This window comes from Mycobacterium sp. SMC-16 (assembly GCF_046250085.1).
GTDB classification, from domain to species: domain Bacteria; phylum Actinomycetota; class Actinomycetes; order Mycobacteriales; family Mycobacteriaceae; genus Mycobacterium; species Mycobacterium phocaicum.
Genome location: NZ_CP176427.1, coordinates 4,490,028 through 4,509,897, shown reverse-complemented (window position 1 = coordinate 4,509,897; position 19,870 = coordinate 4,490,028). Strand labels below are relative to the sequence as shown.

Genomic DNA, 19,870 nt, shown 5'->3' with positions numbered 1-19,870 from the left:
CCGCTACCGCGACACCTGGTCCGAGCCCTATGGCTGGGACCAGGTGTCGTTTTCTATCTGTGCGCGGTGTCTACCAGTGCACGCCGGGGAGCAGGCGCACCGCGGTCTTGACGGGCCGCGGCACCCGGACCTTGCCGGCCGCGAGAGGCCGTTTAGGCCGGCGCGGGTTGCGTGGGCGTTCCGGACGATCAACCGGCGGCGGGGTTTCGGTGACACCGCGGGCCGCCGCCGAATCCGGGTAGCCGAGGTACAACTGGTGCAGCACGCGGCGAGACAGCTTGGGCGTGAAGTAGTTTCCGAGATCGCCCAGCGTGCCCATCGGGGTATCGATCCGGGCCGGCTTCTCGACCAGACCGCGCACCACCATCGCCGCCGCGTGTTCGGCGGTGATCGGCGGCACGGGATTAAGCCGCTTCGATGGCGCGATCATCGGAGTCTCGACCAACGGCATGTGAATGTTGGTGAACGTGATGTGGTCCGAAAGGGTCTCGGTGCCAACCACTTCCGAGAACGCGTCCAGCGCCGCCTTGCTCGGCAGATAGGCGCTGTACTTCGGGCTGTTGGCCTGCACCCCGGCGCTCGACACGTTGACCACGTGGCCGAACCGGCGTTCGCGCCAGTGTGGCAGCAGCGCCAGCGTCATCCGGACCGCGCCAAAGTAGTTGACCGCCATGACGCGCTCATAGTCGTGGAAGCGGTCGGTCGAGTTGACCACCGAACGACGGATCGAGCGGCCGGCATTGTTCACCAGATAGTCGACGTGATCGAACTGGCCCAGGATGTCCTTGACGGTGTGCTCCACCGACCCGCCGTCAGCCACATCGCACGTGAAAGCGTAGGCCTCGCCGCCGAATTGACGAATCTCCGCCACCAGCTCATCGAGCGCCTCGGCGCTGCGGGCCAAGGCGAACACTCGCCCGCCGCGCTCGGCGACGGCGATGGCCGAGGCCCGGCCGATGCCGCTCGAAGCGCCCGTGATGATCACGTTGCGGCCGACCAGCGGACCGCGCGGATCATCCCGGCGGGCCCGGTCGGGATCCAGATGCTCGGCCCAGTACCGCCAGAGTTTCGGTGCGTACGAAGCGAATTCGGGTAGGACGATGCCGGTGCCCTGCAGCGCGGCAACGGTTTTCTCCGAGGCGAACGACGGCGCCAGGTCGACGACGTCGAGCACCTCACCCGGGATACCCAACTGGGTGGCCGCCATGTTGCGCAGGACCCTGGCCCGGCCGGTGGCCTTGAGCACCGGCGCCGCCGTGGCCTTCGGCAGCGTGCCACGCAGTGGCGGGAGCCCCGCTTCCTGTGCGACACCGCGGTAGATGTCCTTGAGCCCGATGGGATTCGGAGACGTGAGATGGAACGCCTGGCCGTCTCGCCCCTCGAGATGCATCAGTGCCACCAGCGCGTCCACGACGTAGTCCACCGGCACGATGTTGGTGCGGCCGGTATCGGGCACCATCATCGGCGTGAACTTCGGCAGCGCGGCCAGTCGCGACAGCACCCCGAAGAAGTAATACGGCCCGTCGACCTTGTCCATCTCGCCGGTACGGGAGTCGCCGACCACGACGGCGGGCCGGTAGATCCGGTGCCGGAGCCCCGGGGTGGCGCGCACCAGTTGCTCAGCTTCGAACTTGGTCTGGTGGTACGGCGTCGGCAGCTCCTGCGAGACGTCGAAGTCGTCCTCCGTGAAGATCCCCCGGTAATTGCCGGCCACCGCGATCGACGACACGTGGTGCAACGTCGCACCGAGACCACGCGTCAGCTCGATCACCGCGCGGGTGCCTTCGACATTGGCGGCCTGCTGGGTGGCGGCGTCGACGGTCATGTCATAGATCGCGGCGCAGTGCACCACGTGATCGATCGGACCCAGATCGGCTAGGTCAGCCAGGCCCAGACCCGCGGAGGTGAGGTCGCCGACCAGGGGTTTGGCCCGGTCACCCCATTCCGCGGCCAGTTCTTCGAAGCGGGCCAACGAGGCCCGGCGAACGAGAACGAACACTTCGGCTTCGTCGTGCAGAGCCAGAATCCGGCTGACGACGCGGCGGCCAATAAACCCGGTACCGCCGGTAACGACATATCGCATGCGAGTCATCGTGAACCTCTCGCGGGCCAAGGTCAATAGCGGCTAGGGTCCGAATCTGTCACACCGACTTCTGAGGGAGAACCACCGAATGCCGATCAACCCCAATGCCATCGGAGCCAAGACTGCACCGCAGCCCTTCGAGTGGACCGAACGCGACACCCTGCTCTACGCACTCGGAGTGGGTTGCGGCACCAAGGATTTGGCGTTCACCACGGAGAACAGCCATGGCATCGACCAGCAGGTGCTGCCCACCTACGCGGTGATCTGCTGCCCGGCCTGGGGCGCCGTCGGAGAGGTCGGCAGCTTCAATTTCGGCAAGCTGCTGCACGGCAGTCAGCAGATTCGGCTGCACGCGCCGCTGCCACCGTCGGGCCGATTCAACGTCAGCTCCGAGGTGGTCGACATCCAGGACAAGGGTGAGGGCAAGAACGCCATCTTGACGTTCAAGGGCACCGCCACCGACGACAGCGGAAACGTGATTGCCGAATCCTGGTCGACCGCGGTGATCCGCGGTGAGGGTGGCTTCGGCGGACAGCCAGGGGAGCGGGCGGCGGCTCCGGAGATCCCGGATCGCCCGGCCGACGCCGTCGTCGCGCTACCCACCACCGAGGACCAGCCGCTGATCTACCGGCTTTCCGGCGATCGGAATCCGCTGCACAGTGACCCGTGGTTCGCGCAGACCCTGGCCGGTTTCCCGAAGCCGATCCTGCACGGCCTGTGCACCTACGGCGTCGCCGGCCGCGTTCTACTGGCCGAGCTCGGCGGCGGCGACGCCTCGAAGATCAAGGCCGTCGGCGCGCGTTTCACCTCACCGGTGTTCCCCGGTGAGACGTTGACGACCTCGGTCTGGCGCACCCAGCCCGGACACGCGGTGTTCCGCACCGAGGCTGCCGGGGCCGACGGCAGCAACGCCCGGCTGGTGCTCGAAGACGGAACTGCGGAGTACACCGACTGAGGACCCGATCGCTCGGCGGCACGTCGATGGGCGCTGTAGTTACGAATGCGGCGTAGCGTTAGGGACGGAGCCGCGTGGATGCCGCTCGCCATTCTGGCGGACGGGCAGGTCGCGGCATCGGATTGAGGAATCTCCATGAGATGGCGCACCGGCATGCTTCCCCGTTTCGTGGTGACCTGATGGCATATCTCCAGCAGCGACGACAACAAGGCAGACCCATCCGGCTCTGCCTGGCAGGCGACCTCGGTCGTCGGATCGACGGTGCGTGGTGGCCGTATTCGTCAGCACTCGCCGATGAACTGGGCGGCTTGGTCGCGGCTCTGGATGATCAGTTGGGCAAGGTTGTCGAAGTCGGCCTCAACTGGTCGCCACTCAACAATCCGCCGAGCCTCAACTGGCGGGACTGGCGCACCAAACCTCAACACATCATCACCGTTGGCGGTCGTGATGGCACTGCGAATCTGCTCATCGTGCCCAGTGCGACCAACGGTCCTCTGGCCGGTATGGTGCTGCGACGTGCGGCCGGTCTGCCGGTTGAGCCGCGCCGCGGCGACGTTGCCATGTTGGACACGGTGGAGGAGATTCTGACGGCCGCTCGGCGGCAGAGGATTACGGGAAAACCCTTGGAGTGAAACGGCATAACGCCGTCTCTCGCGCCAAAGATGTCCGCGATGCTCAGATCAGTCCGCGTGCTGCGCGGTCAGCAGGATGTTCACCGCTGTCGACCGGTCGTTGGGGCTCGCCGCATTCATGAGTGCGGAACGCGCTTCGGCCGGATAGGTGGTGGCGGGTACCGCCAGTAGCACGATCCTGCCGCGGTTGAAGCCGATCACCTCGACAGTGTTGACGGGCTGGCGCCGGTATCCGTCGAGATGGATCCGTCGCCCGCCGGTGGCGAGTCTGGACGGGGTCTGCGACCAGTCGTCGACGTTGTACAGCACTCGGTCGATCTGTCCGAGGCGGACGGACAGCGCTGCCAACAAGTCGGGTAGTTCAGCACTGAGGTTACTGGTGTGCGGCCACCACGCCCCATCCACGAATCCGCTGCGGCGAGCCTCCGGCTTCAGCCGCAATCGGGGAATTTGCTTGGGCGATGGGAGTTCTGTCTGGGTTGTGCAATGTACTTGCGGCGTCATCACGACGCTCCTGCCTTGACCGCGAATCGGTCAGAATCTTCTTCGAATCGGCGACGGCATGGCATTGATCAGCCATACGACGAAGTACCGCCGATGGAGCAAGCATACGTGGGATAGCTGACGGTACAAATCGTGCGGGATTCGGCAGTATGGCTGCGAGGTGAATTTTCGCGTTAGTAGGACTGAATCGGTGGCTGCATCGGCGGCGATGCAGAAGGGCGCTTTCTCCAGAGCATGACGACGCCGGCGATGACGACTGCGACACCGGCGGTGTACAGAATGAACCCGAAGTTCAACGACACACTCACCAGGCTCGACAGGTCGGAACCGGAACCGCCGAGCTGATCACTGATTTCCGAGGCGCCGCTGAAGTACCAGTAGATGCCGAGCAGGATGCCGAGAATGAGACCACCTGCGCTCGCGGCGAGTCCGGTGAGTCGCCCAGCGGGTACCGCGGGGGCCGCCGACAGCACCGTCCAGGCCAGCCCTGCGGTGACGACGATGACGGCCAGCAGGAAGATCATCAATGCGGGACGCTGGGATGGGCTGACGTTCACCGAGACCTGAATGATGACGTTGGCGCTGACCGTCACCCATGGCAGGAAAACGCCGATGACGGCGGCGAGGCAGCCACCGTAGATCAGCCAGCCCGGAACCGACAGGTTCGCGGCGAAGTTCTTGGCGGCGGCGCTGGCTTGCGATGCCGGTTGTGAACCCGCACTTGCCATCTGGCCGCCGAAGCCCGCTTGATCCGGCGACTGAAGCGGTTGACCGTAGCCCGCCGGAACCGGAGGAGTCGGAGTGCCGTAGCCGGGTGGCGGCGCGCCCGGGCCCGGTGGCGGGAGAGGCGCACCGTAGTTCGGCTGCGGACGAGGAGGTGGCGGCGGCGGAGGTGGCGGCGGAGCGGCAGCCTTTCGTTGCTGCTGTGGCGTCCATTGCCGACCGTCCCAGTAACGCAGCGCGTTACGGTCGTGCGGATCGTCATACCAACCGGGTGCCGTCATGTGGACCCCCTTCCCGGTGGACACCACCGGCGAATGGTTACTCACGGTTGGTGAGTACCGGCACATTGTCCACCGCCACCCGCCTGCCTGATGGCGGATTGGCGCTGATGGCGGGTGCTGGAGTGTCTCGAGGGCGTCCCGGGCCGGCTAGCTCGTCACCGCCCGGTCGAGCGCGGCCAGCGACTCCTCGATGAAGCCGATCGGGAACGGCGGCATACCGCCGATCTGGTCACGGAAGGCCTGCGGTGTTCCGGCCCAGTCGTAGGTCAGGGTGACGTCCGTGCCGTCACCGTTCGGGGCCAGGTCGTAGCGCCACCACCAACCGCCCGGGACGTGCTGTCCCGATTCGTCCAGACTGCCGGTCGACCAGGCGACAGTCTGGTCGGGCTCGAACTCCGTCACCAGGTTGTAGGTGACGTAGTCTCCGCCGGCCTGGTCCAGGTACATGTTCATCGCGAAGACCTGGCCGGCACCGGTGATCGGCGCGGTGTCGACGGCGTCGCGGACCCAGTCGCCCGGTTCGGTGTCCTTGTGCCGGGCCGGGTTGGCCAGCACGGAGAAGACCGCCGCGGGCGGCGCGGCGATGGTTCGGGTGGCGACGAAGCGTTCCTGGGTCGTCGAGTTACTGGTCATCGGTTCTGTCCGTTCTCTGCGTTCGATCCGTATGCGCGGGCAATGTCCTGTGAACTGGTCCATTTGGAGTACGTCGGCGACTGCGGCCAGCCTTCGGGCGAATCCTGCCACTGCTCCTGGCGGCCGTAGGGCAGAACGTCGATCAACGCGAAACTGTGGCCCAGCTGTTCGCAGCCGCGGCCATCGGTGTGCCAGGTGCGGTACACCGTATCGCCATGTCGCAGAAACACATTGACGGCGAAACCCGCGCCGGGCGGGGCGCCCATGTCCGAGCCGAAGCTGCTCTCCGACGACGAGTACCAGTCCATCTTGTTCCCCACTTTGGCCTTGTAGGCCAGGGCCTCCTCGATGGGCCCGTTGGTGACGATGACGAACCGGGCGTCGTAGTTGGACAGGAAATCCAGACGCGTGAACTGCGAGGTGTAACCGGTGCAGCCCGAGCACTGCCACTCGGCGCCGTTGGTCCACATGTGGTTGTAGACGATCAGCTGTGACCGGCCGTCGAAGATGTCGGCCAGGCGGACCGGACCGTCCTCGCCGATCAAGGTGTATTCGGGCAGCTCGACCATCGGCAGCTTGCGCCGTTGCGCGGCGATGGTGTCGAGTTCGCGCGTCGCGGCTTTCTCGCGGCGGCGCAGGTCGTCGAGAGCGGCCCGCCAGGTGTCCTGGTCGACCACCGGCGGCAGGGCGGTCTGCTCGGTCATGTTGCCTCCTGAAGGTTGCGTTCATTGGATAGACCGCTGCGAGCCCGAATACTCATCGCGGATCGCCGAACCAATACGTCAGCGCCTCACGCAGCCCCGCATCCGAGGCGCCGGCCCACGCGATGTGCGCGTCCGGGCGGATCAGCAGGGCCTCGGCTTGGCTGCTGACGATGACGTTGACGCGGTCTGCCCACGGCGCCGCGACATCGCACAGTTCGGACGGCCCGACGAAGACGGGGCGCGCCGCGCGCAGGGCTGCCACGACGTCGTCGGGCAGGTGCGCTGCGAACGTCCCGGCCAGCGCGTGCGGCTGCGCGCCGGGCATCGGGTACCGGACGTCGGACGCCGTGATCATCGCGCCGACGCGCGCGAGTGCCGACGCATCGGAGACCAACTCACTGAACACTTTTCGCAGGGCCTCGTCGGCCGGATCGTGGCCCCGCCGCAGCGCCACCTGGGCCTGAGAATGCAACAACAGGCGCTCGCCGGCGAGGTGCCGTTCGGAGTGGTAGGTCTCCAGTAGCCCCGGCGGTGCCCAGCCCTGCAGCGTCGCGGCCAGTTTCCAGGCGAGGTTCACCCCGTCGAGCATCCCGGCCGAGACCGCGACGCCGCCCGTCGGAATCTGGTGCGCGGTGTCACCGGCCAGCAGTACGCGTCCCGCCACGTAGCGTTCGGTGTGCCGGGCGGCATAGGTGAAGCGGGTCAACCGCTTTGGCTCGCCGAGCGGAAAATCCACGCCGAGTACGCGACGGACACTGGCACCGAATTCATCGAGCGTCATCGGGTCGTCATCGTCGTAATCGTGGTCCGGAGCCTCGCTGGTGTAGAGGCCCAGCCACCCGGGCTCCGACGACGCGATGGCGAAGACGCCGCCTTCGGTCTGGCTGTAGCCCCACGGTAAACGGCCGTAGCCCGGCACGTCGTAGTCGCCGTCCTCACGCAGGGTGATCTCGGGCGGCCACGTCACCGTGGCCATGCGGTGGATCTCGGGATAGACGATGCCCGGGAAGCCGATGCCGGCCAGGTCGCGCACGCGGCTGCGGACGCCGTCGCAGCCCACGACGTAGCGCGCGGTGATGCGGTAGGGGCCCTCCGGACCCTGAACGTCGAGGTGTGCGGCGTCGTCGTCCTGCTGCAGGCCGACGACCTCGTGGCCGCGCGCCGGACCTCGACGCCGAGGTCTTGTGCGTAGTTCTGCAAGAGCGCTTCGAGCCGGGGCTGGGGGAGTCGCTGCACCTGCATCGGCGATTCGTCCAGCTGGGTGAGGTCGACGTGGATGCCGCCGAACGGAAGTTTGGCGGTGACGGGTTCGCCGGCCGCGTCGTTGAGCAGGTCACCCAGTTTCCGGTAGCGCAGCAGGTTCAGAATCTGGCCGCCGATGCCGCCGGCTTTGGCGACCTCGCGGATGTCGGTGAGCCGCTCCAGGACAAGCGGTTTGACCCCGGGGGACTTGACCCCGTGTGTTGGACACGCTGAATCCCGCAAGGTTGGCGGGGGAAGCGAGATGATCCACCACGATGGCAAGGAAAAATTACCCTGACGAGTTCAAACGGGACGCGGTAGCGCTGTACCGAGACACCGAGGGCGCCACGATCACGCAGATCGCCGACGAACTCGGCATCTCCGGTGTGACGCTCTCAGCGTGGTGCAAAGCCGCCGGGGTGCCGATCAGGCACCGCAACCCCACCGCAGCAGCACAGCCGAGCCCCGGCGTTGAGACCCCAGAGCAGGAGCTGGCCCGGCTACGGGCCGAGAACAAGGCGTTACGCGCCACGGAGGCTCGGTTGTCTACCGAGCGTGACATTCTGCGGTCGGCGGCCAAGTATTTCGCCGGGGAGACGAACTGGTGAGCCGCTTCCAGTTCGTCGCCGACCACCTGCACACCTTCGAGGTGAAGTGGCTGTGCGCAGTCGTCGAGGTTGCGCGTTCATCGTTCTACGCCTGGTTGGCCGCTGCCGACGGACGCGCCGCCCGCCAGGCCGCTGACAAGGCGCTGGCCGCGCGTATCCGCACCGTGCACGATGAGGACAACACCTACGGGGCGCCGCGGATCACCGCTGAACTCAACGACGGTGCACCCGACGGTGAGCGGGTCAACCACAAGCGGGTGGCCCGGGTCATGCGCAGTGCCGGGATCGCCGGCTACCGCCGCCGGCGACGGGTGAAGACCACCACGCCGGATCCGGCCAAACAGAAAGTCCCGGACCTGCTCAACCGGGACTTCACCGCCGCGGCACCCAACGTCAAGTACGTCGGCGACATCACCTACCTGCCATTGGCAAGCGGTTCGAATCTGTATCTGGCGACCGTGATCGACTGCTTCTCCGGACGGGTGGCGGGGTGGGCGATCGCCGAGCACATGCGCACCGAACTGGTCGAAGATGCCCTCAAAGCCGCTGCGGCGCTGCGCGGCTCCCTGACCGGTGCAGTGTTCCACACAGATCACGGAAGTCAGTACACCTCAAGGGATTTCGCGAACCTCTGCCGTGACTTGGAGGTCACCCAGTCTATGGGTGGCGTCGGGTCAAGTGCCGATAACGCGCTGGCCGAATCGTTCAACGCCGCCCTCAAACGCGAGATCCTGCAGGACCGCAGCCACTGGCCCGACGCTGCTACCTGCCGCCGCGAAGTGTTCCGCTGGCTGGCTCGCTACAACACCAAACGACGGCACTCCCGGTGCCGCTATTCCAGCCCTGCGACCTACGAAAGGACCCTAACACCGGCTACGCTGCCAGTAGCCGCGTAACCACAAATCCCGTGTCCACTACATGGGGGCAAGGCCCCCGGTCAGACAGAGTTCCGTGGCGAGCGTCAGGCCCGTCGGTCCCGCGCCCACGATGATCACGTCGGTGTCTGTCATGCGTCCCCCTCAAGACGATCAAGCTGCAGTTACGTTGCAGCCCAGCGATTCTGGACCATAAAGGGGGTCTTGCCACAAGCCCCGGGGTGCGCTATATGTTGAAAGTGGGTGTAGGTTGCATTTCTCCGTGTCGAATTGCATTACGAAATGTCGAATGATGTCGAATTCGACATTTGAAATGCAAAGGTCTGCTAAGTAGTCTTCTGCTGCAACGGAAGGTCTGCGAAGCGTCTCGATTGGTTAGTATTTTGTGCTGCAACCACTTTCACTTGTCTTCGGCGGCAATCGGTCGGCAGCGTACTCCAGCCGATCGAATCACGGTGGACAGCCTGCGTACCGAGCTCGCGTCCGTAAAGCATCAAAACCAAAGTTTGCAACGCCAAGTCACCGTGCTAGCCCGGATTTTTCGTGGAATGTTGACTGTGGGGGTGTGTAGATAAGCGAAAGTGCCTGTCCTGCAAGGAATAATTGGACTTCTCTACGGTTCAAAAACCCTGACGGGAAGGCACTTCGCAGGTGAAGAATATCGCGGCGGCATCGCCGGTGAAAGTTTCCGCCGACGGCCATGGCGTTGTGTCGCATGCCGGGATGGGCATGCTGCGTGAGCTTGCCGACCGGACCGGCTTATCGGCGCAGGTCACGGCCGCGTTGGCCGACACCTACCGCGGCCCGTGGGTGTATGCGCCTGGGGAGGTGTTCGCTGATCTGGCGGCCGCGGTCGCCGACGGCGCGGACTGCATCGACGCGGTCGGTCAGCTGTGCGGTGACCGGGAGCACGTCCTGGGGGCCAAGGCCTCAACGACCACCATGTGGCGGCTGATCGATGAGCGGATCGATGCCGCGCATCTACCCGGGGTGCGCGCAGCCCGAGCCGCGGCGCGGGCAGCGGCCTGGGCTGTCGGAGCCGCCCCCACCACCGGCGGCTGGCTGCATATCGACATCGATGCCACGCTGGTGATCGATCACTCCGACAACAAGGCCGGGGCTGCGCCGACCTGGAAGAAAACGTTCGGGCTGCACCCGCTGCTGGCGTTTCTGGACCGCCCCGACATCGCCGGCGGCGAAGCCCTGGCCGGGTTGCTGCGCAACGGTAACGCCGGCTCCAACACCGCCTCCGACCACATCATCGTCCTGCACCAGGCTTTGGCATCGCTGCCAGCGGCGTGGCGGCCCAACCCCGACGATCCCGACAACCCCGAGGCCCCGAAGGTGTTGGTGCGCTGCGATACCGCCGGATCCACCCACAAATTCGCCGCAGCGTGCCGGGCCGCCGGGGCCGGGTTCTCCTTCGGGTACCCCGTCGATACCCGCGTCCAGGACGCCGTGGACACCCTCAACCTCGGCGATTGCTGGTATCCAGCGATCGACACCGACGGCGGGATCCGCGACGGCGCGTGGGTCGCTGAAGCCACCGACCTGGTCAACCTGGCCTCCTGGCCCGAAGGGACCCGGCTGATCCTGCGTAAAGAACGCCCCCACCCCGGCGCGCAGTTGCGGTTCACCGACGCCGACGGCATGCGGGTCACCGCGTTCATCACCGACACACCACCGGGTGTCGTACCCGGTCAGGTCGCCGGTCTGGAACTACGGCACCGCCAGCACGCCCGCGTCGAGGACCGTATCCGCGAACTCAAAGCCACCGGGCTGCGTAACCTGCCCTGCCACTCCTTCTGGGCCAATGCTGCCTGGCTCGAAATCGTCCTGGCCGCCGCTGACCTGGTCACCTGGACCCGCCTCATCGGGTTCGCCAGCGATCGCGCTCTGGCCCGCGTCGAGATCACCACGTTCCGCTACCGGGTCCTGCACGTGGCCGCCCGTATCACCCGCGGCGCCCGCCAACTGCGGCTACGCATCGATGCCACCTGGCGCTGGGCGGCGGCGATCGCCGCCGCCTGGCACCGCGTCCGCACCGCCTTCGGATAACACCCCACCCCATCGGACCCATCAACGATGAAGGACCCACAGGCCCCAGGAAAGCCCGCCCCACCCGGCGACACGGGACAGCACCTCTACGCCACCACACGAAAACCACTACCCAACAACACAACTCGGCATCACACCGAACCCACACCAATTACCACGCAAAATCCGGGCTAGAGCGGCGTCTAGGGGCTGCGGAGCCGTCCCTTGGCCCCCACATAGGGGACCACCATCCGGCTGTCATCGAGCTTCGAAGCCAGGTGGCCGAACTCGCGCAGCAACTCGTGGAAAAGACTCGTGCGATCGGGTCGCTGCAGGACGATATCGAGATATTGAGAGAGCCCAATCGATCCCTTGTCCGCGAGTACGGTCTTCTGGAATTTGACTGATAGCTCTACGCAATTCGCGGTGTGACTGACTGAACCACCGGTGGGCCCAGGTCACCCTGCCGGTCAGCCGAGGGCTTCCAGCAGTGCGTCAGCTGCCTTGTCCCAGGAGATGATTGCCGACAGACGGTCGCGCAAAGCGTGGGCCCGCCGGAACGCCGCGGTCGGATCCTTCAGCCGCTCTGCGAGTGCCGCGCCCCAAGTTGCCGCGACGCGGCTCGCGTCACCCTGAGTGGGGAGAATCATTTCGGCGAATTCTTCGCCCAAGTCCCGCTCAAGTAGTCGAGCTAAACCCGATTCTTCACTGATCAGCACCGGGACACCTGCAGCGATGGCCTCAAGGGCGGCCAAGCCGAAACCCTCGTGGCGAGAAGGCATGAGAACCACCCGAGACTGCCACAAGTCTGCGCGAATGCTGCTCTCGTCGTCGCTGTAGGGCCGCAAGACGAAACGAACCGCCGGCTGTGCAACGCTTTCTAGTGTCCTGCGCCGGGAATTCGTTGAAGATATGAACCGAGTCGTTCGAAGATCTCGTCGGCGGTCTTGGTCCAGTTGAACGGGCGGGGGTTGTCGTTCCAGTCTGCGATCCACTCGCGAATGTCCTTCTCGAGGGCCTGAATTGAGCGGTGAACGCCGCGGCGCAGTTTCTGGTCGGTGAGTAACCCGAACCACCGCTCGACCTGGTTGAGCCACGACGAGTAGGTCGGGGTGAAGTGCATGTGGAATCGGGGATGGGCGGCAAGCCATTTGGTTACTGTCGGCGATTTGTGCGTCGAGTAGTTGTCGCAGATCAGATGGACGTCCAGGTCAGCGGGCACGGTGTTGTCCAACTTGGTCAAGAACTTCTTGAACTCGATCGCGCGGTGCCGGCGGTGAATCGAGCCGTAGACCTCGCCGGTGGCCACATCCAGGGCGGCGAACAAGGTGGTGATTCCGTGCCGCACGTAGTCATGGGTGCGGCGCTCGGGCATGCCGGGCATCATCGGCAGCACCGGCGCGCTGCGATCCAAGGCCTGGATCTGCGATTTTTCATCGACGCAGAGCACCAGTGCCTTCTCCGGCGGGTCCAGATACAACCCCACGACGTCACGGACCTTGTCGACGAACTGCGGGTCGTTGCTGATCTTGAAGGTGTCCACCTGATGCGGCTTGAGGCCGAACGACTTCCAGATCCGTCCGACCGTTGACTTCGACAACCCGGTCTCAGCCGCCATCGAAGACCGCGACCAGTGCGTGGCGCCTTTGGGTTGACGCTCCAACGTGGCCACGATCAGCTGCTCGACCGCCTCGTCGGTGATCTTGCGCGGCGCACCAGGACGCGGCTCATCGGCCAGACCCTCCAGTCGCGCCTCCAGGAACCGTCCACGCCATTTGCCGACCGTTTGCGGCCACACACCTTCATCAGCGGCGACTTCCTTGTTGGATTTCCCTGCCGCGCAACCCAACACGATCCGACAACGTTGGGCCAACGCCTGCGAGGACTTCGATCGACGGGCCCACCGCTGCAACGTCTCACGTTCGTCGTCGGTCAACACCAACTCGACTACCGGCCTACCCCTGGTTCCCACCCGCCAATTCTACAATTAATCAACTAATTTACGGCGCAGGACACTAGGTAGTACTTCACTTTGTCGGCTTCCTCACCCGCAGGCACGCCGCGGACAACGAGCGTTGGACGAACGCTCGGCGAGGTACCGAGCAGCGTCGATGCTTCAACGACAGCGAGGGCGGCGATGTCTAGGCCTTTCGACACCGGGTCTTCGGCGCGGGCGAGGACCAGCACCTGGTTACGTTGCGGCGGGTCCTCAGGATCGATGACTTCGCCCCAGTCTCGCAAACCGGGCGTCAGCTCAATGACTTTGGGCATCGGTCGGCCGCGTCCACGCATCGAGTGTTCGATTGCGCCGGTCAGCAGAGGCCCCACTCCGACCACAAGATCTGCGGTAATTGCCAGCTCGGTCTCAAGCTCACGCCGATCGTCGGACAGCGACATCCGCGACGGGCCGCCGGGGGTCTCCTTGGCCGCCTCGAGTGACTCTGCATCGGTGTGAACGATGTGGACCCGCTTAGCGTTCGGGTAGAACTGCCCGCGTAGGGCCTCGGCGTGCGGGCCCAAGACTCTGCCGTGACCGATGACGACATCGGGGTAGTAGTCTGCGGGTACCGTGACCGGGCGGGTGCAAAGAAGTTCACGGGGCGTCAGGCCGGGCACGGGCAAAGGGCTCACGAGGTTGACGTTGACGCCGGATGCGGCATCTCGGTCATCGGAACTTGCGGCAGGAACGTCGACAGTGACGTCGGCACCGCGAGCGGCGAGCGCAACAGCAAGCTCTCGGTTAACCGTTGACAGGCCCCCGTGCGAAGATGACCATTCGTCTCCGACTAGGAGAATTCGGGTCGAGCCACTCCGTCTACGCCGTGGCAGAAGATCGCCTTGCCGCTCACTCAAACCGGAGGATGCCGCGGCAATTTCGTCCATCACCGCAGAAAATGCCGGGACGGCTCTCCGCTCGTTCTCCGGATCTAGTACGAGCCATTCTCCGTCTTCAGCGGCCAACCCGATCGCGACATGATCAAAACCGACGCCATCTGAATCCCGCAGAAGAATCTGCTGGGTCATGCCGACGAGACGGCCTAGGGGCGTGGTGGCCGAGCCCTCTATGGCGTCACTCCACTTGCTACTCGGCGGGCTAACGATGCCGATAATCCCGAGAAGGGCGCCACTAAAAGGAAACTCCCGCCGCATCGTCACCGAAGTGGCGAGCAGCTCCTGCATCCGATTTCGGAGAAGTTTCGAAAACCCGCCCCCGTACTGAATCGCCTTGACGTCGACTGCCAGCACAGCGCCGTCACCTTTTACGAGCGCAATATCTGCCCCGCCGTCGGGACCACCGACCGGGAGCCGCACTCCCTCGAATCGTTCCGTAAGCCTTTCAGCCAGTTCGTCTTCGAACGCTGCGACGCTGCGCTGCCAGGCTCGACCGGTCCCCGGCGTCGTTTCCATGGTTGCGAGTTGAGTCAGTGTCACCAAGGGGTCAACCGGCATGCCCGAATGGTAGCCGTGGCCAAATATCCACGGATGACCGTTGCGGCCGAAATGGCCAAAACCTGCCGCCGCCGCCAAAAGCGATCTGCCAGTATCCTGATCTGGTATTCCCCGGCGGGTGTGCCTCTCCTGCTCAGCAGTGACTCGCAGCCGGGGTTACTTTCCTGCGATGACCGTGCTCACACGTCGGGCCCAGCGTCATGCGCCCTGACGCACCCGCTGGAGGTCATAGTCGGAGCTCCGACACCGTAGAGGTCGCCCTCGGGGCCAGGGGGCCACCTCTCGAAGTGCTACTTGAACTGATAGAAATCGTTTGGCCCGCGCCAAGAATTGTCTCGGGAGGGGGACGGATTTCCTATATCGTGCTGCGGCATAGCTGCTGGGCGAGATCGCGTCGCCAGCCGGTTCGCGGACATGTCACTGGAAAAGCCGGCGACATGCTGACCGCGACATGCCACGCGGCGACTGTGAACGGCGACGATTTTGAGGATGACGGCGGGGAGCACCGGCGAGAGCCGACCACGATGGCACGCAGCTTCCGACGCGTTTTGGCACGCACTAGGAGGCCAGCAAATCGCGGACACAGAAGACGGCCCGGACACCGACCTCGCGGACTGGCCGAACTCACAACGGGGGGTAGCGATTCACAGCCACGGCGGTTTCGCCCCCGAATGCTGGACCGGAGACGTTGATGGGCACAGCTTTTCGTTCCGAGAACGCCATGGCCAATGGGACATCGTGATCGACTATCCGCCGACCGGCAGGTACATCCAACAGGTGGCCGGAACCGAACCCGACGGCACCGCGACCTACCAGACCCGTGAGCTAAAGGTGGGAGTGCACATCGCCACCGGCACTGTCGATGACGCCGGCTACGGATCTGCGGTGTCTGAACGCGCGCAGTTCATCATTGACACGATCCGCACCCATCTGCCCCCGCACACCGTCGACGACAACCGCAGACCCGACCTCAGCGAGCGTAGGCGCGGTATAGCGTTGGCACAAATTATGCGATATGTTTTACAGATAATATCTGGCAGTGGCCCTGCGATTCAGGTGGGCTACTCACCCTGATCTTGAAGAGGTGTTCGCTATGCCGCTGTCTCAAGTCGACGTCGCGACGTCGAAGATCCGAAACTCCATCATTGGTGGGCGCTACTCGATCGGGGATCGCCTGCCGACTCTTGATGAACTAAGCCGGGAATGGTTCAGTGCGACTGCAGGCCCCCAGCATGCAAGGGCGGTGTACGCACCGCTGATTGCCGACGGGCTGGTCGAGGCGCGCACAGGCCGCAACGGCGGGCATTTCGTCGTTGCTAACAGGCCGATGGATGCCACCGCCACGAACGATCTACTCGCAGAGGCAGCGCGGTCGGCCCACTCGGCACTCGAAGCGCTGACCGCTTTTACACTCTACGTTGTTGAATTCCAAAAGGTCAGCAGCGGAAGCTACTTCGGCGCAAGCTTGCAACCAAGCCGCGGAGCCGCAGAACAATTCGCAATAGAAATTCTCACCGCACTCGGCGAGAGCCCCGATGACGCTGCTGGTGCGGCCTCCGCAGCTGGATGGGGGGCGGCCGATTCGTCAACCGAGTATGCCGTGCGAATATTTCCACGTCCGCTACGCGGTAAATCCATTGCTTGACAATGATTGTCAGCGGGAGGTACGCATACCGCTGCCGCTCCAATACGCTGACTCGGTTCTGGGTACGAACACGCCGAGACAACCGCGGTCTCGGCGTGTTCGCGCCCGGCGCTAACCGCGTTCGGTGACAGTGGTGCGGGGATGGCGTGCGGCGGTGGCGGGCGTGACGTAACGCCCGGTGATCGCGCTGCGGTGATGGGTACCGGAACTGTGGTTACGTCCACTGCCACCTTCGGTGACAGTGGTCCGCGGGTTACGCGCTGCGGTGGATTGGCGTACGTACCGTCCGGTGACACTGCTTCGGCTTCTAGCCATGATGGTGTTCTCCTTTGTGTTGTGAGTTACTTCAGGGGCCCGCAGTCCGCGGTTGCGGATGTGGACAGTTGAGGGTGGCTCCGCGAAGCGTGCTCAGGCCGAACGGCGTTGCAGCTCAGCATTCTTGAGTTTGAGCAGCTTGCGGCGGACGGTTTCGCCTTCGCTGGCGGGGCGGCCACACATCGTGGCGGCGTCAGCCCACGTGCGGGCGCCGTCGTGGTGCCGGGCCCACACGATTTCTCTCTCGATGGGGGTCAGCGCATCCATGATCCGTTTGAGGACGGGATTGGTGATGAGCTGCCGCTCCGAGGTGTACTCGGATGCTTGCAAGCGGTCCATCGGACAGGCCGGACCGTCGCCCCCGGACTCGACGTGGTCGGGTTCCTCCAGTGAGGCAATCAGCCGACCGCGGCGCTTGGTTTCGGTGAGCGGCAACCACAAGCCGTGCTGATACCGGGTCAGATCTCGCAATTGGTCGCGGGGGTTGTAGACCGCGGCACTGGAGGTCGCGGAGGTAGGCAGCCAGGAGTCGTCGAGCAGCGCTGAGATGACCGCCTCTATCCGCGCCTCCGAAGGCCACTTCGTGTACCCGAGGATGTAGCGCGTGAAGTCGATGACGGCCTGACGTACTGCCTTGCGATCGGTGTTGTTGATGAGGGCGTCGCGAGTGCGGATGGCCAGATGGAGTGCTCGTCCGGCCAAGTGGTGACCCAAACCGGACAGCACGGACCAGCCCTGCATCAGGTCGGCGACGCGGGCAGACCACGCCGCGGCCGCCGAGTGCTGCATGGCGATCGCCGATCCCATGATTGGCGTCAGGCGATGGATTTCGTTGACTGTGGCTTGCATGCCCAGCAACGCCGGTGCGATGAGGTCGTTGATCCCGTGGTAGGCCCTGCTGGCATCCAACATGGTGCGGGAGGCAAGGCTCAGGGTGTCGTGCATGCTCGCGTGGGCGTCGAGGATCGCGCGAGTAGCGGCGCGCACGGAATCACGCATGGTGCTGACAGCTGAGGCGGCGTCGACGACATGGGACCAGGCCCTCATATTGACACGGGGGACTGAGGTATCAAGCCAGCGGGCAATGCTGCCCGATCCGGCGCCGGCGAGGCCACGAACCTGCTGGCTGTAGTCGGGGCGAAGCCCCCTTGCACCGAGAATGTTCTGCGACCACGGGCGGGTCACGTGAGCCAGATGGCTGCCGGGAATCTCGTTCATTGGGCCGCGTTGATGACTTCGGAATGTATCGACCGCACGGGCGAAGGTGCGCGCCGCATTCTGTTGGTCTCGGCCTGTGATGTCCTTGACCGCGCGGAGGGCGTCCGTGAACGTTCCAGCAGCATCAGCGCCGGAAATGCCCCGGAGAGCGGCGGCACTGTGTCCAAGGCTTCCGGCAGCCGGCGCGGTTGGACCTAGCAGGTGGTGCGTGCGCGCCGCAATGCCTGCTGTCAGCGGTCACGTATTTCCCCAGGTTTGAGGGGTTGTCCGTCACGTAATTCCCCACCCTGGCTGTCACGTAATTCCCCACCCTGGGCGGTGTGTCTGCCTGGTGTGGGCCTCGTTTACCGGTTCGCTCTGCATCCATCTGATGGTGGATGGAAGGGCGCTGATGGCGAGGAGAAGTATCGTGATGCTCGATTTGGTCGAGTTGTTCACCCACTGGCACGCGGGCCGTTCGCAGGTCCAGTTATCGGAGTCGCTGGGCATTGACCGCAAGACCGTCCGCAAATATTTGGCTCCGGCGGTCGCGGCGGGTATCGGCCCGGGTACGGAGCCGCTGACCGCGCCACAGTGGTCGGAGCTGATCGGCGGGTGGTTCCCGGAACTGTCCGATCCTGCGGCGCGGGCGCTGACCTGGCCGCTGATCGAACCGCACCGGGACCAGATCAAGACCTGGCTCGATGCCGATGTCACGATCGCCACGATCGCTCAGCGGTTGCGGGACGAGCATGCGGTAGCGGTGTCGGAGTCCTCGGTTCGGCGTTGGATCGCAACACATTTCGCGGAAGAGGTGGCACGAGCGAAGGTGACCGTGCCGCGCGGGCCGGTCGAGCCGGGCAGTGAAGCGCAGATCGACTACGGTCGCCTGGGCATGTGGTTCGATCCCGCGGTGGGCCGCCGGGTGGCGGTGTGGGCGTTCGTGATGGTGTTGGCGTGTTCGCGGCACCTGTTCGTGCGCCCGGTGATCCGGATGGACCAAACCACCTGGTGCGCTTGCCATGTCGCGGCGTTCGAGTTCTTCGGCGGGGTCCCGGCCCGGTTGGTGTGTGACAACCTCAAGACCGGGGTGGACAAACCCGACCTGTATGACCCGAAGATCAACCGCGCCTATGCCGAGCTGGCCACCCACTACGGCACCCTGATCGACCCGGCGCGGGCGTTCAAACCCAAAGACAAACCCCGCGTCGAACGGCCCATGCAATACATCCGGGATTCGTTCTGGCGCGGCCGCCAGTTCGACGGGCTGCCCGCGATGCAAACCGACGCCCAGCGCTGGAGCATCGAGGTGGCCGGGGCGAGGTCGTGTCGGGCACTGGAGGGCGCGCCGCCGTTGCGGGTGTTTGAAGCGATCGAAGCCAGCGCGTTGATCGGGTTGCCGCCCAGAGTATTTGAACTGTCCACCTGGTCGATCGGCACCGTCGGCACCGACGCGCACCTCAAGGTCGGCAAGGCGTTGTACTCGGTGCCGTGGCGGCTGATCGGGCAACGCCTGCATGCCCGCACCGCCGGCGACGTGGTACAGGTCTTTCACGCCGATGCGGTGGTGGCCATCCACGTGCGCCGCCCATCGGGGCGCTCGACCGACTTCGCCCATTACCCGCCGGAGAAGGTCGCGTTCGCGATGAAAACCCCGACCTGGTGCCGGCGCACCGCCGAACTGGTCGGCCCGGCCTGCGTCGCGGTGATCGCCGCGTTCATGGCCGACAACGCCATCCACCATCTGCGCGCCGCGCAAGGAGTGCTCGGGCTGCGCGACAAACACGGCTGCGACCGGTTGGAGGCCGCGTGCGCCCGCGCCATCGCCGTCGGTGACCCGTCCTACCGCACCATCAAAGGCATCCTGGCCGCCGGCACCGAACACGCCGGCGACGAACCGCCCGCCAGCACCGGCGCGGCGGGGGCGTTTCTGCGTGGCCCCGACCAGTTCGGCACCGATACCGGCATCATCGCCTGATCGTCACC

The 19,870-nt window shown here is 65.1% G+C and carries 19 protein-coding genes and 2 pseudogenes; 7 read left to right on the top strand and 14 right to left on the bottom strand.

The genetic code is table 11. The features are described from left to right. Nucleotides 1–70 precede the first annotated feature (70 nt). Nucleotides 71–2,083: an SDR family oxidoreductase gene (locus ACJEIK_RS21885; protein ID WP_409430284.1), complete on the bottom strand. Its 2,013-nt coding sequence runs from the start codon at nt 2,081–2,083 to the stop codon at nt 71–73. An 88-nt stretch (nt 2,084–2,171) separates the two neighbouring features. Here ACJEIK_RS21885 and ACJEIK_RS21880 point away from each other — a divergent pair, with 88 nt between their 5' ends. Further along, the gene (locus ACJEIK_RS21880) at nt 2,172–3,038 is read left to right on the top strand and encodes a MaoC family dehydratase (protein WP_133427585.1); all 867 of its coding nucleotides are present in this window, start codon (nt 2,172–2,174) and stop codon (nt 3,036–3,038) included. Between the two features lie 140 nt (nt 3,039–3,178). Beyond that, entirely contained in the window at nt 3,179–3,670 is a 492-nt protein-coding gene (locus ACJEIK_RS21875; RefSeq protein WP_237162994.1) for a DUF5994 family protein, read from the top strand. Between the two features lie 48 nt (nt 3,671–3,718). On the opposite strand, the gene ACJEIK_RS21870 is transcribed toward ACJEIK_RS21875, so the two are convergent. The 7 genes and pseudogenes from ACJEIK_RS21870 to ACJEIK_RS21840 all read right to left on the bottom strand — a co-directional run. Beyond that, complete coding sequence (locus ACJEIK_RS21870; RefSeq protein ID WP_409430283.1) at nt 3,719–4,111, bottom strand: DUF5994 family protein; 393 nt, start codon at nt 4,109–4,111, stop codon at nt 3,719–3,721. 236 nt (nt 4,112–4,347) lie between these two features. Continuing rightward, complete coding sequence (locus ACJEIK_RS21865; RefSeq protein ID WP_409431793.1) at nt 4,348–4,902, bottom strand: hypothetical protein; 555 nt, start codon at nt 4,900–4,902, stop codon at nt 4,348–4,350. A gap of 180 nt (nt 4,903–5,082) precedes the next feature. Beyond that, nucleotides 5,083–5,178: pseudogene (locus ACJEIK_RS21860) on the bottom strand (DUF2510 domain-containing protein); the annotation flags it as partial. Between the two features lie 147 nt (nt 5,179–5,325). Beyond that, the gene (locus ACJEIK_RS21855) at nt 5,326–5,811 is read right to left on the bottom strand and encodes an SRPBCC family protein (protein WP_133427581.1); all 486 of its coding nucleotides are present in this window, start codon (nt 5,809–5,811) and stop codon (nt 5,326–5,328) included. Beyond that, nucleotides 5,808–6,515: a DUF899 family protein gene (locus ACJEIK_RS21850; RefSeq protein WP_409430282.1), complete on the bottom strand. Its 708-nt coding sequence runs from the start codon at nt 6,513–6,515 to the stop codon at nt 5,808–5,810. Before ACJEIK_RS21850 ends, ACJEIK_RS21855 begins: the two co-directional genes overlap by 4 nt. 52 nt (nt 6,516–6,567) lie before the next feature. Further along, nucleotides 6,568–6,840, bottom strand: a complete 273-nt coding sequence (locus tag ACJEIK_RS21845) for a hypothetical protein (RefSeq protein ID WP_409431740.1) — start codon at nt 6,838–6,840, stop codon at nt 6,568–6,570. Between the two features lie 207 nt (nt 6,841–7,047). Then, nucleotides 7,048–8,000 (bottom strand): annotated as a pseudogene (locus ACJEIK_RS21840) (FAD-dependent monooxygenase); the annotation flags it as partial. 32 nt (nt 8,001–8,032) lie between these two features. On the opposite strand from ACJEIK_RS21840, the gene ACJEIK_RS21835 reads away from it, so the two are divergent. Further along, nucleotides 8,033–9,261 (top strand): IS3 family transposase gene (locus ACJEIK_RS21835; RefSeq protein ID WP_109557065.1). Its coding sequence is split into 2 segments (ribosomal slippage): nt 8,033–8,345 and nt 8,345–9,261, totalling 1,230 coding nucleotides; the frame shifts between segments, so codons are not numbered across the junction. 18 nt (nt 9,262–9,279) lie between these two features. Here ACJEIK_RS21835 and ACJEIK_RS21830 read toward each other — a convergent pair. Beyond that, nucleotides 9,280–9,375 carry an FAD-dependent monooxygenase gene (locus ACJEIK_RS21830; RefSeq protein ID WP_409430281.1) on the bottom strand — a complete coding sequence of 32 codons (96 nt, stop codon included), beginning with the start codon at nt 9,373–9,375 and terminating at the stop codon, nt 9,280–9,282. 516 nt (nt 9,376–9,891) lie between these two features. On the opposite strand from ACJEIK_RS21830, the gene ACJEIK_RS21825 reads away from it, so the two are divergent. Continuing rightward, on the top strand, nt 9,892–11,298 hold the full coding sequence (locus ACJEIK_RS21825) for an IS1380 family transposase (RefSeq protein WP_016341434.1): 1,407 nt from the start codon (nt 9,892–9,894) through the stop codon (nt 11,296–11,298). 449 nt (nt 11,299–11,747) lie between these two features. Here ACJEIK_RS21825 and ACJEIK_RS21820 read toward each other — a convergent pair whose 3' ends face one another. Genes ACJEIK_RS21820 through ACJEIK_RS21810 form a run of 3 tightly spaced genes read right to left on the bottom strand, consistent with a single transcriptional unit; the run spans nt 11,748 to nt 14,727 of the window. After that, nucleotides 11,748–12,272, bottom strand: a complete 525-nt coding sequence (locus tag ACJEIK_RS21820) for a glycosyltransferase (RefSeq protein ID WP_409430280.1) — start codon at nt 12,270–12,272, stop codon at nt 11,748–11,750. Then, nucleotides 12,158–13,249, bottom strand: a complete 1,092-nt coding sequence (locus ACJEIK_RS21815; protein ID WP_036429724.1) for an IS630 family transposase — start codon at nt 13,247–13,249, stop codon at nt 12,158–12,160. The genes ACJEIK_RS21820 and ACJEIK_RS21815 overlap by 115 nt, the downstream gene beginning before the upstream one ends. Nucleotides 13,250–13,272: 23 nt before the next feature. Then, entirely contained in the window at nt 13,273–14,727 is a 1,455-nt protein-coding gene (locus ACJEIK_RS21810; RefSeq protein ID WP_409430279.1) for a glycosyltransferase family 4 protein, read from the bottom strand. Nucleotides 14,728–15,216: 489 nt separating this feature from the next. On the opposite strand from ACJEIK_RS21810, the gene ACJEIK_RS21805 reads away from it, so the two are divergent. Both ACJEIK_RS21805 and ACJEIK_RS21800 read left to right on the top strand, forming a co-directional pair. Then, entirely contained in the window at nt 15,217–15,801 is a 585-nt protein-coding gene (locus ACJEIK_RS21805; protein WP_409430278.1) for a hypothetical protein, read from the top strand. Then, nucleotides 15,767–16,372 carry a transcriptional regulator gene (locus ACJEIK_RS21800; RefSeq protein ID WP_409430277.1) on the top strand — a complete coding sequence of 202 codons (606 nt, stop codon included), beginning with the start codon at nt 15,767–15,769 and terminating at the stop codon, nt 16,370–16,372. Before ACJEIK_RS21805 ends, ACJEIK_RS21800 begins: the two co-directional genes overlap by 35 nt. Before the next feature lie 111 nt (nt 16,373–16,483). Here the strand turns inward: ACJEIK_RS21800 and ACJEIK_RS21795 are convergent, their stop codons facing one another. After that, the gene (locus ACJEIK_RS21795) at nt 16,484–16,687 is read right to left on the bottom strand and encodes a hypothetical protein (RefSeq protein ID WP_409430276.1); all 204 of its coding nucleotides are present in this window, start codon (nt 16,685–16,687) and stop codon (nt 16,484–16,486) included. Between the two features lie 93 nt (nt 16,688–16,780). Beyond that, the gene (locus ACJEIK_RS21790) at nt 16,781–17,905 is read right to left on the bottom strand and encodes a histidine kinase (protein ID WP_409430275.1); all 1,125 of its coding nucleotides are present in this window, start codon (nt 17,903–17,905) and stop codon (nt 16,781–16,783) included. A gap of 412 nt (nt 17,906–18,317) precedes the next feature. Between ACJEIK_RS21790 and istA the strand changes: the two genes are divergently transcribed. Further along, nucleotides 18,318–19,862 (top strand): IS21 family transposase, encoded by a 1,545-nt coding sequence (istA, locus tag ACJEIK_RS21785; RefSeq protein WP_109558051.1) that lies wholly within the window; start codon nt 18,318–18,320, stop codon nt 19,860–19,862. Nucleotides 19,863–19,870 lie beyond the last annotated feature (8 nt).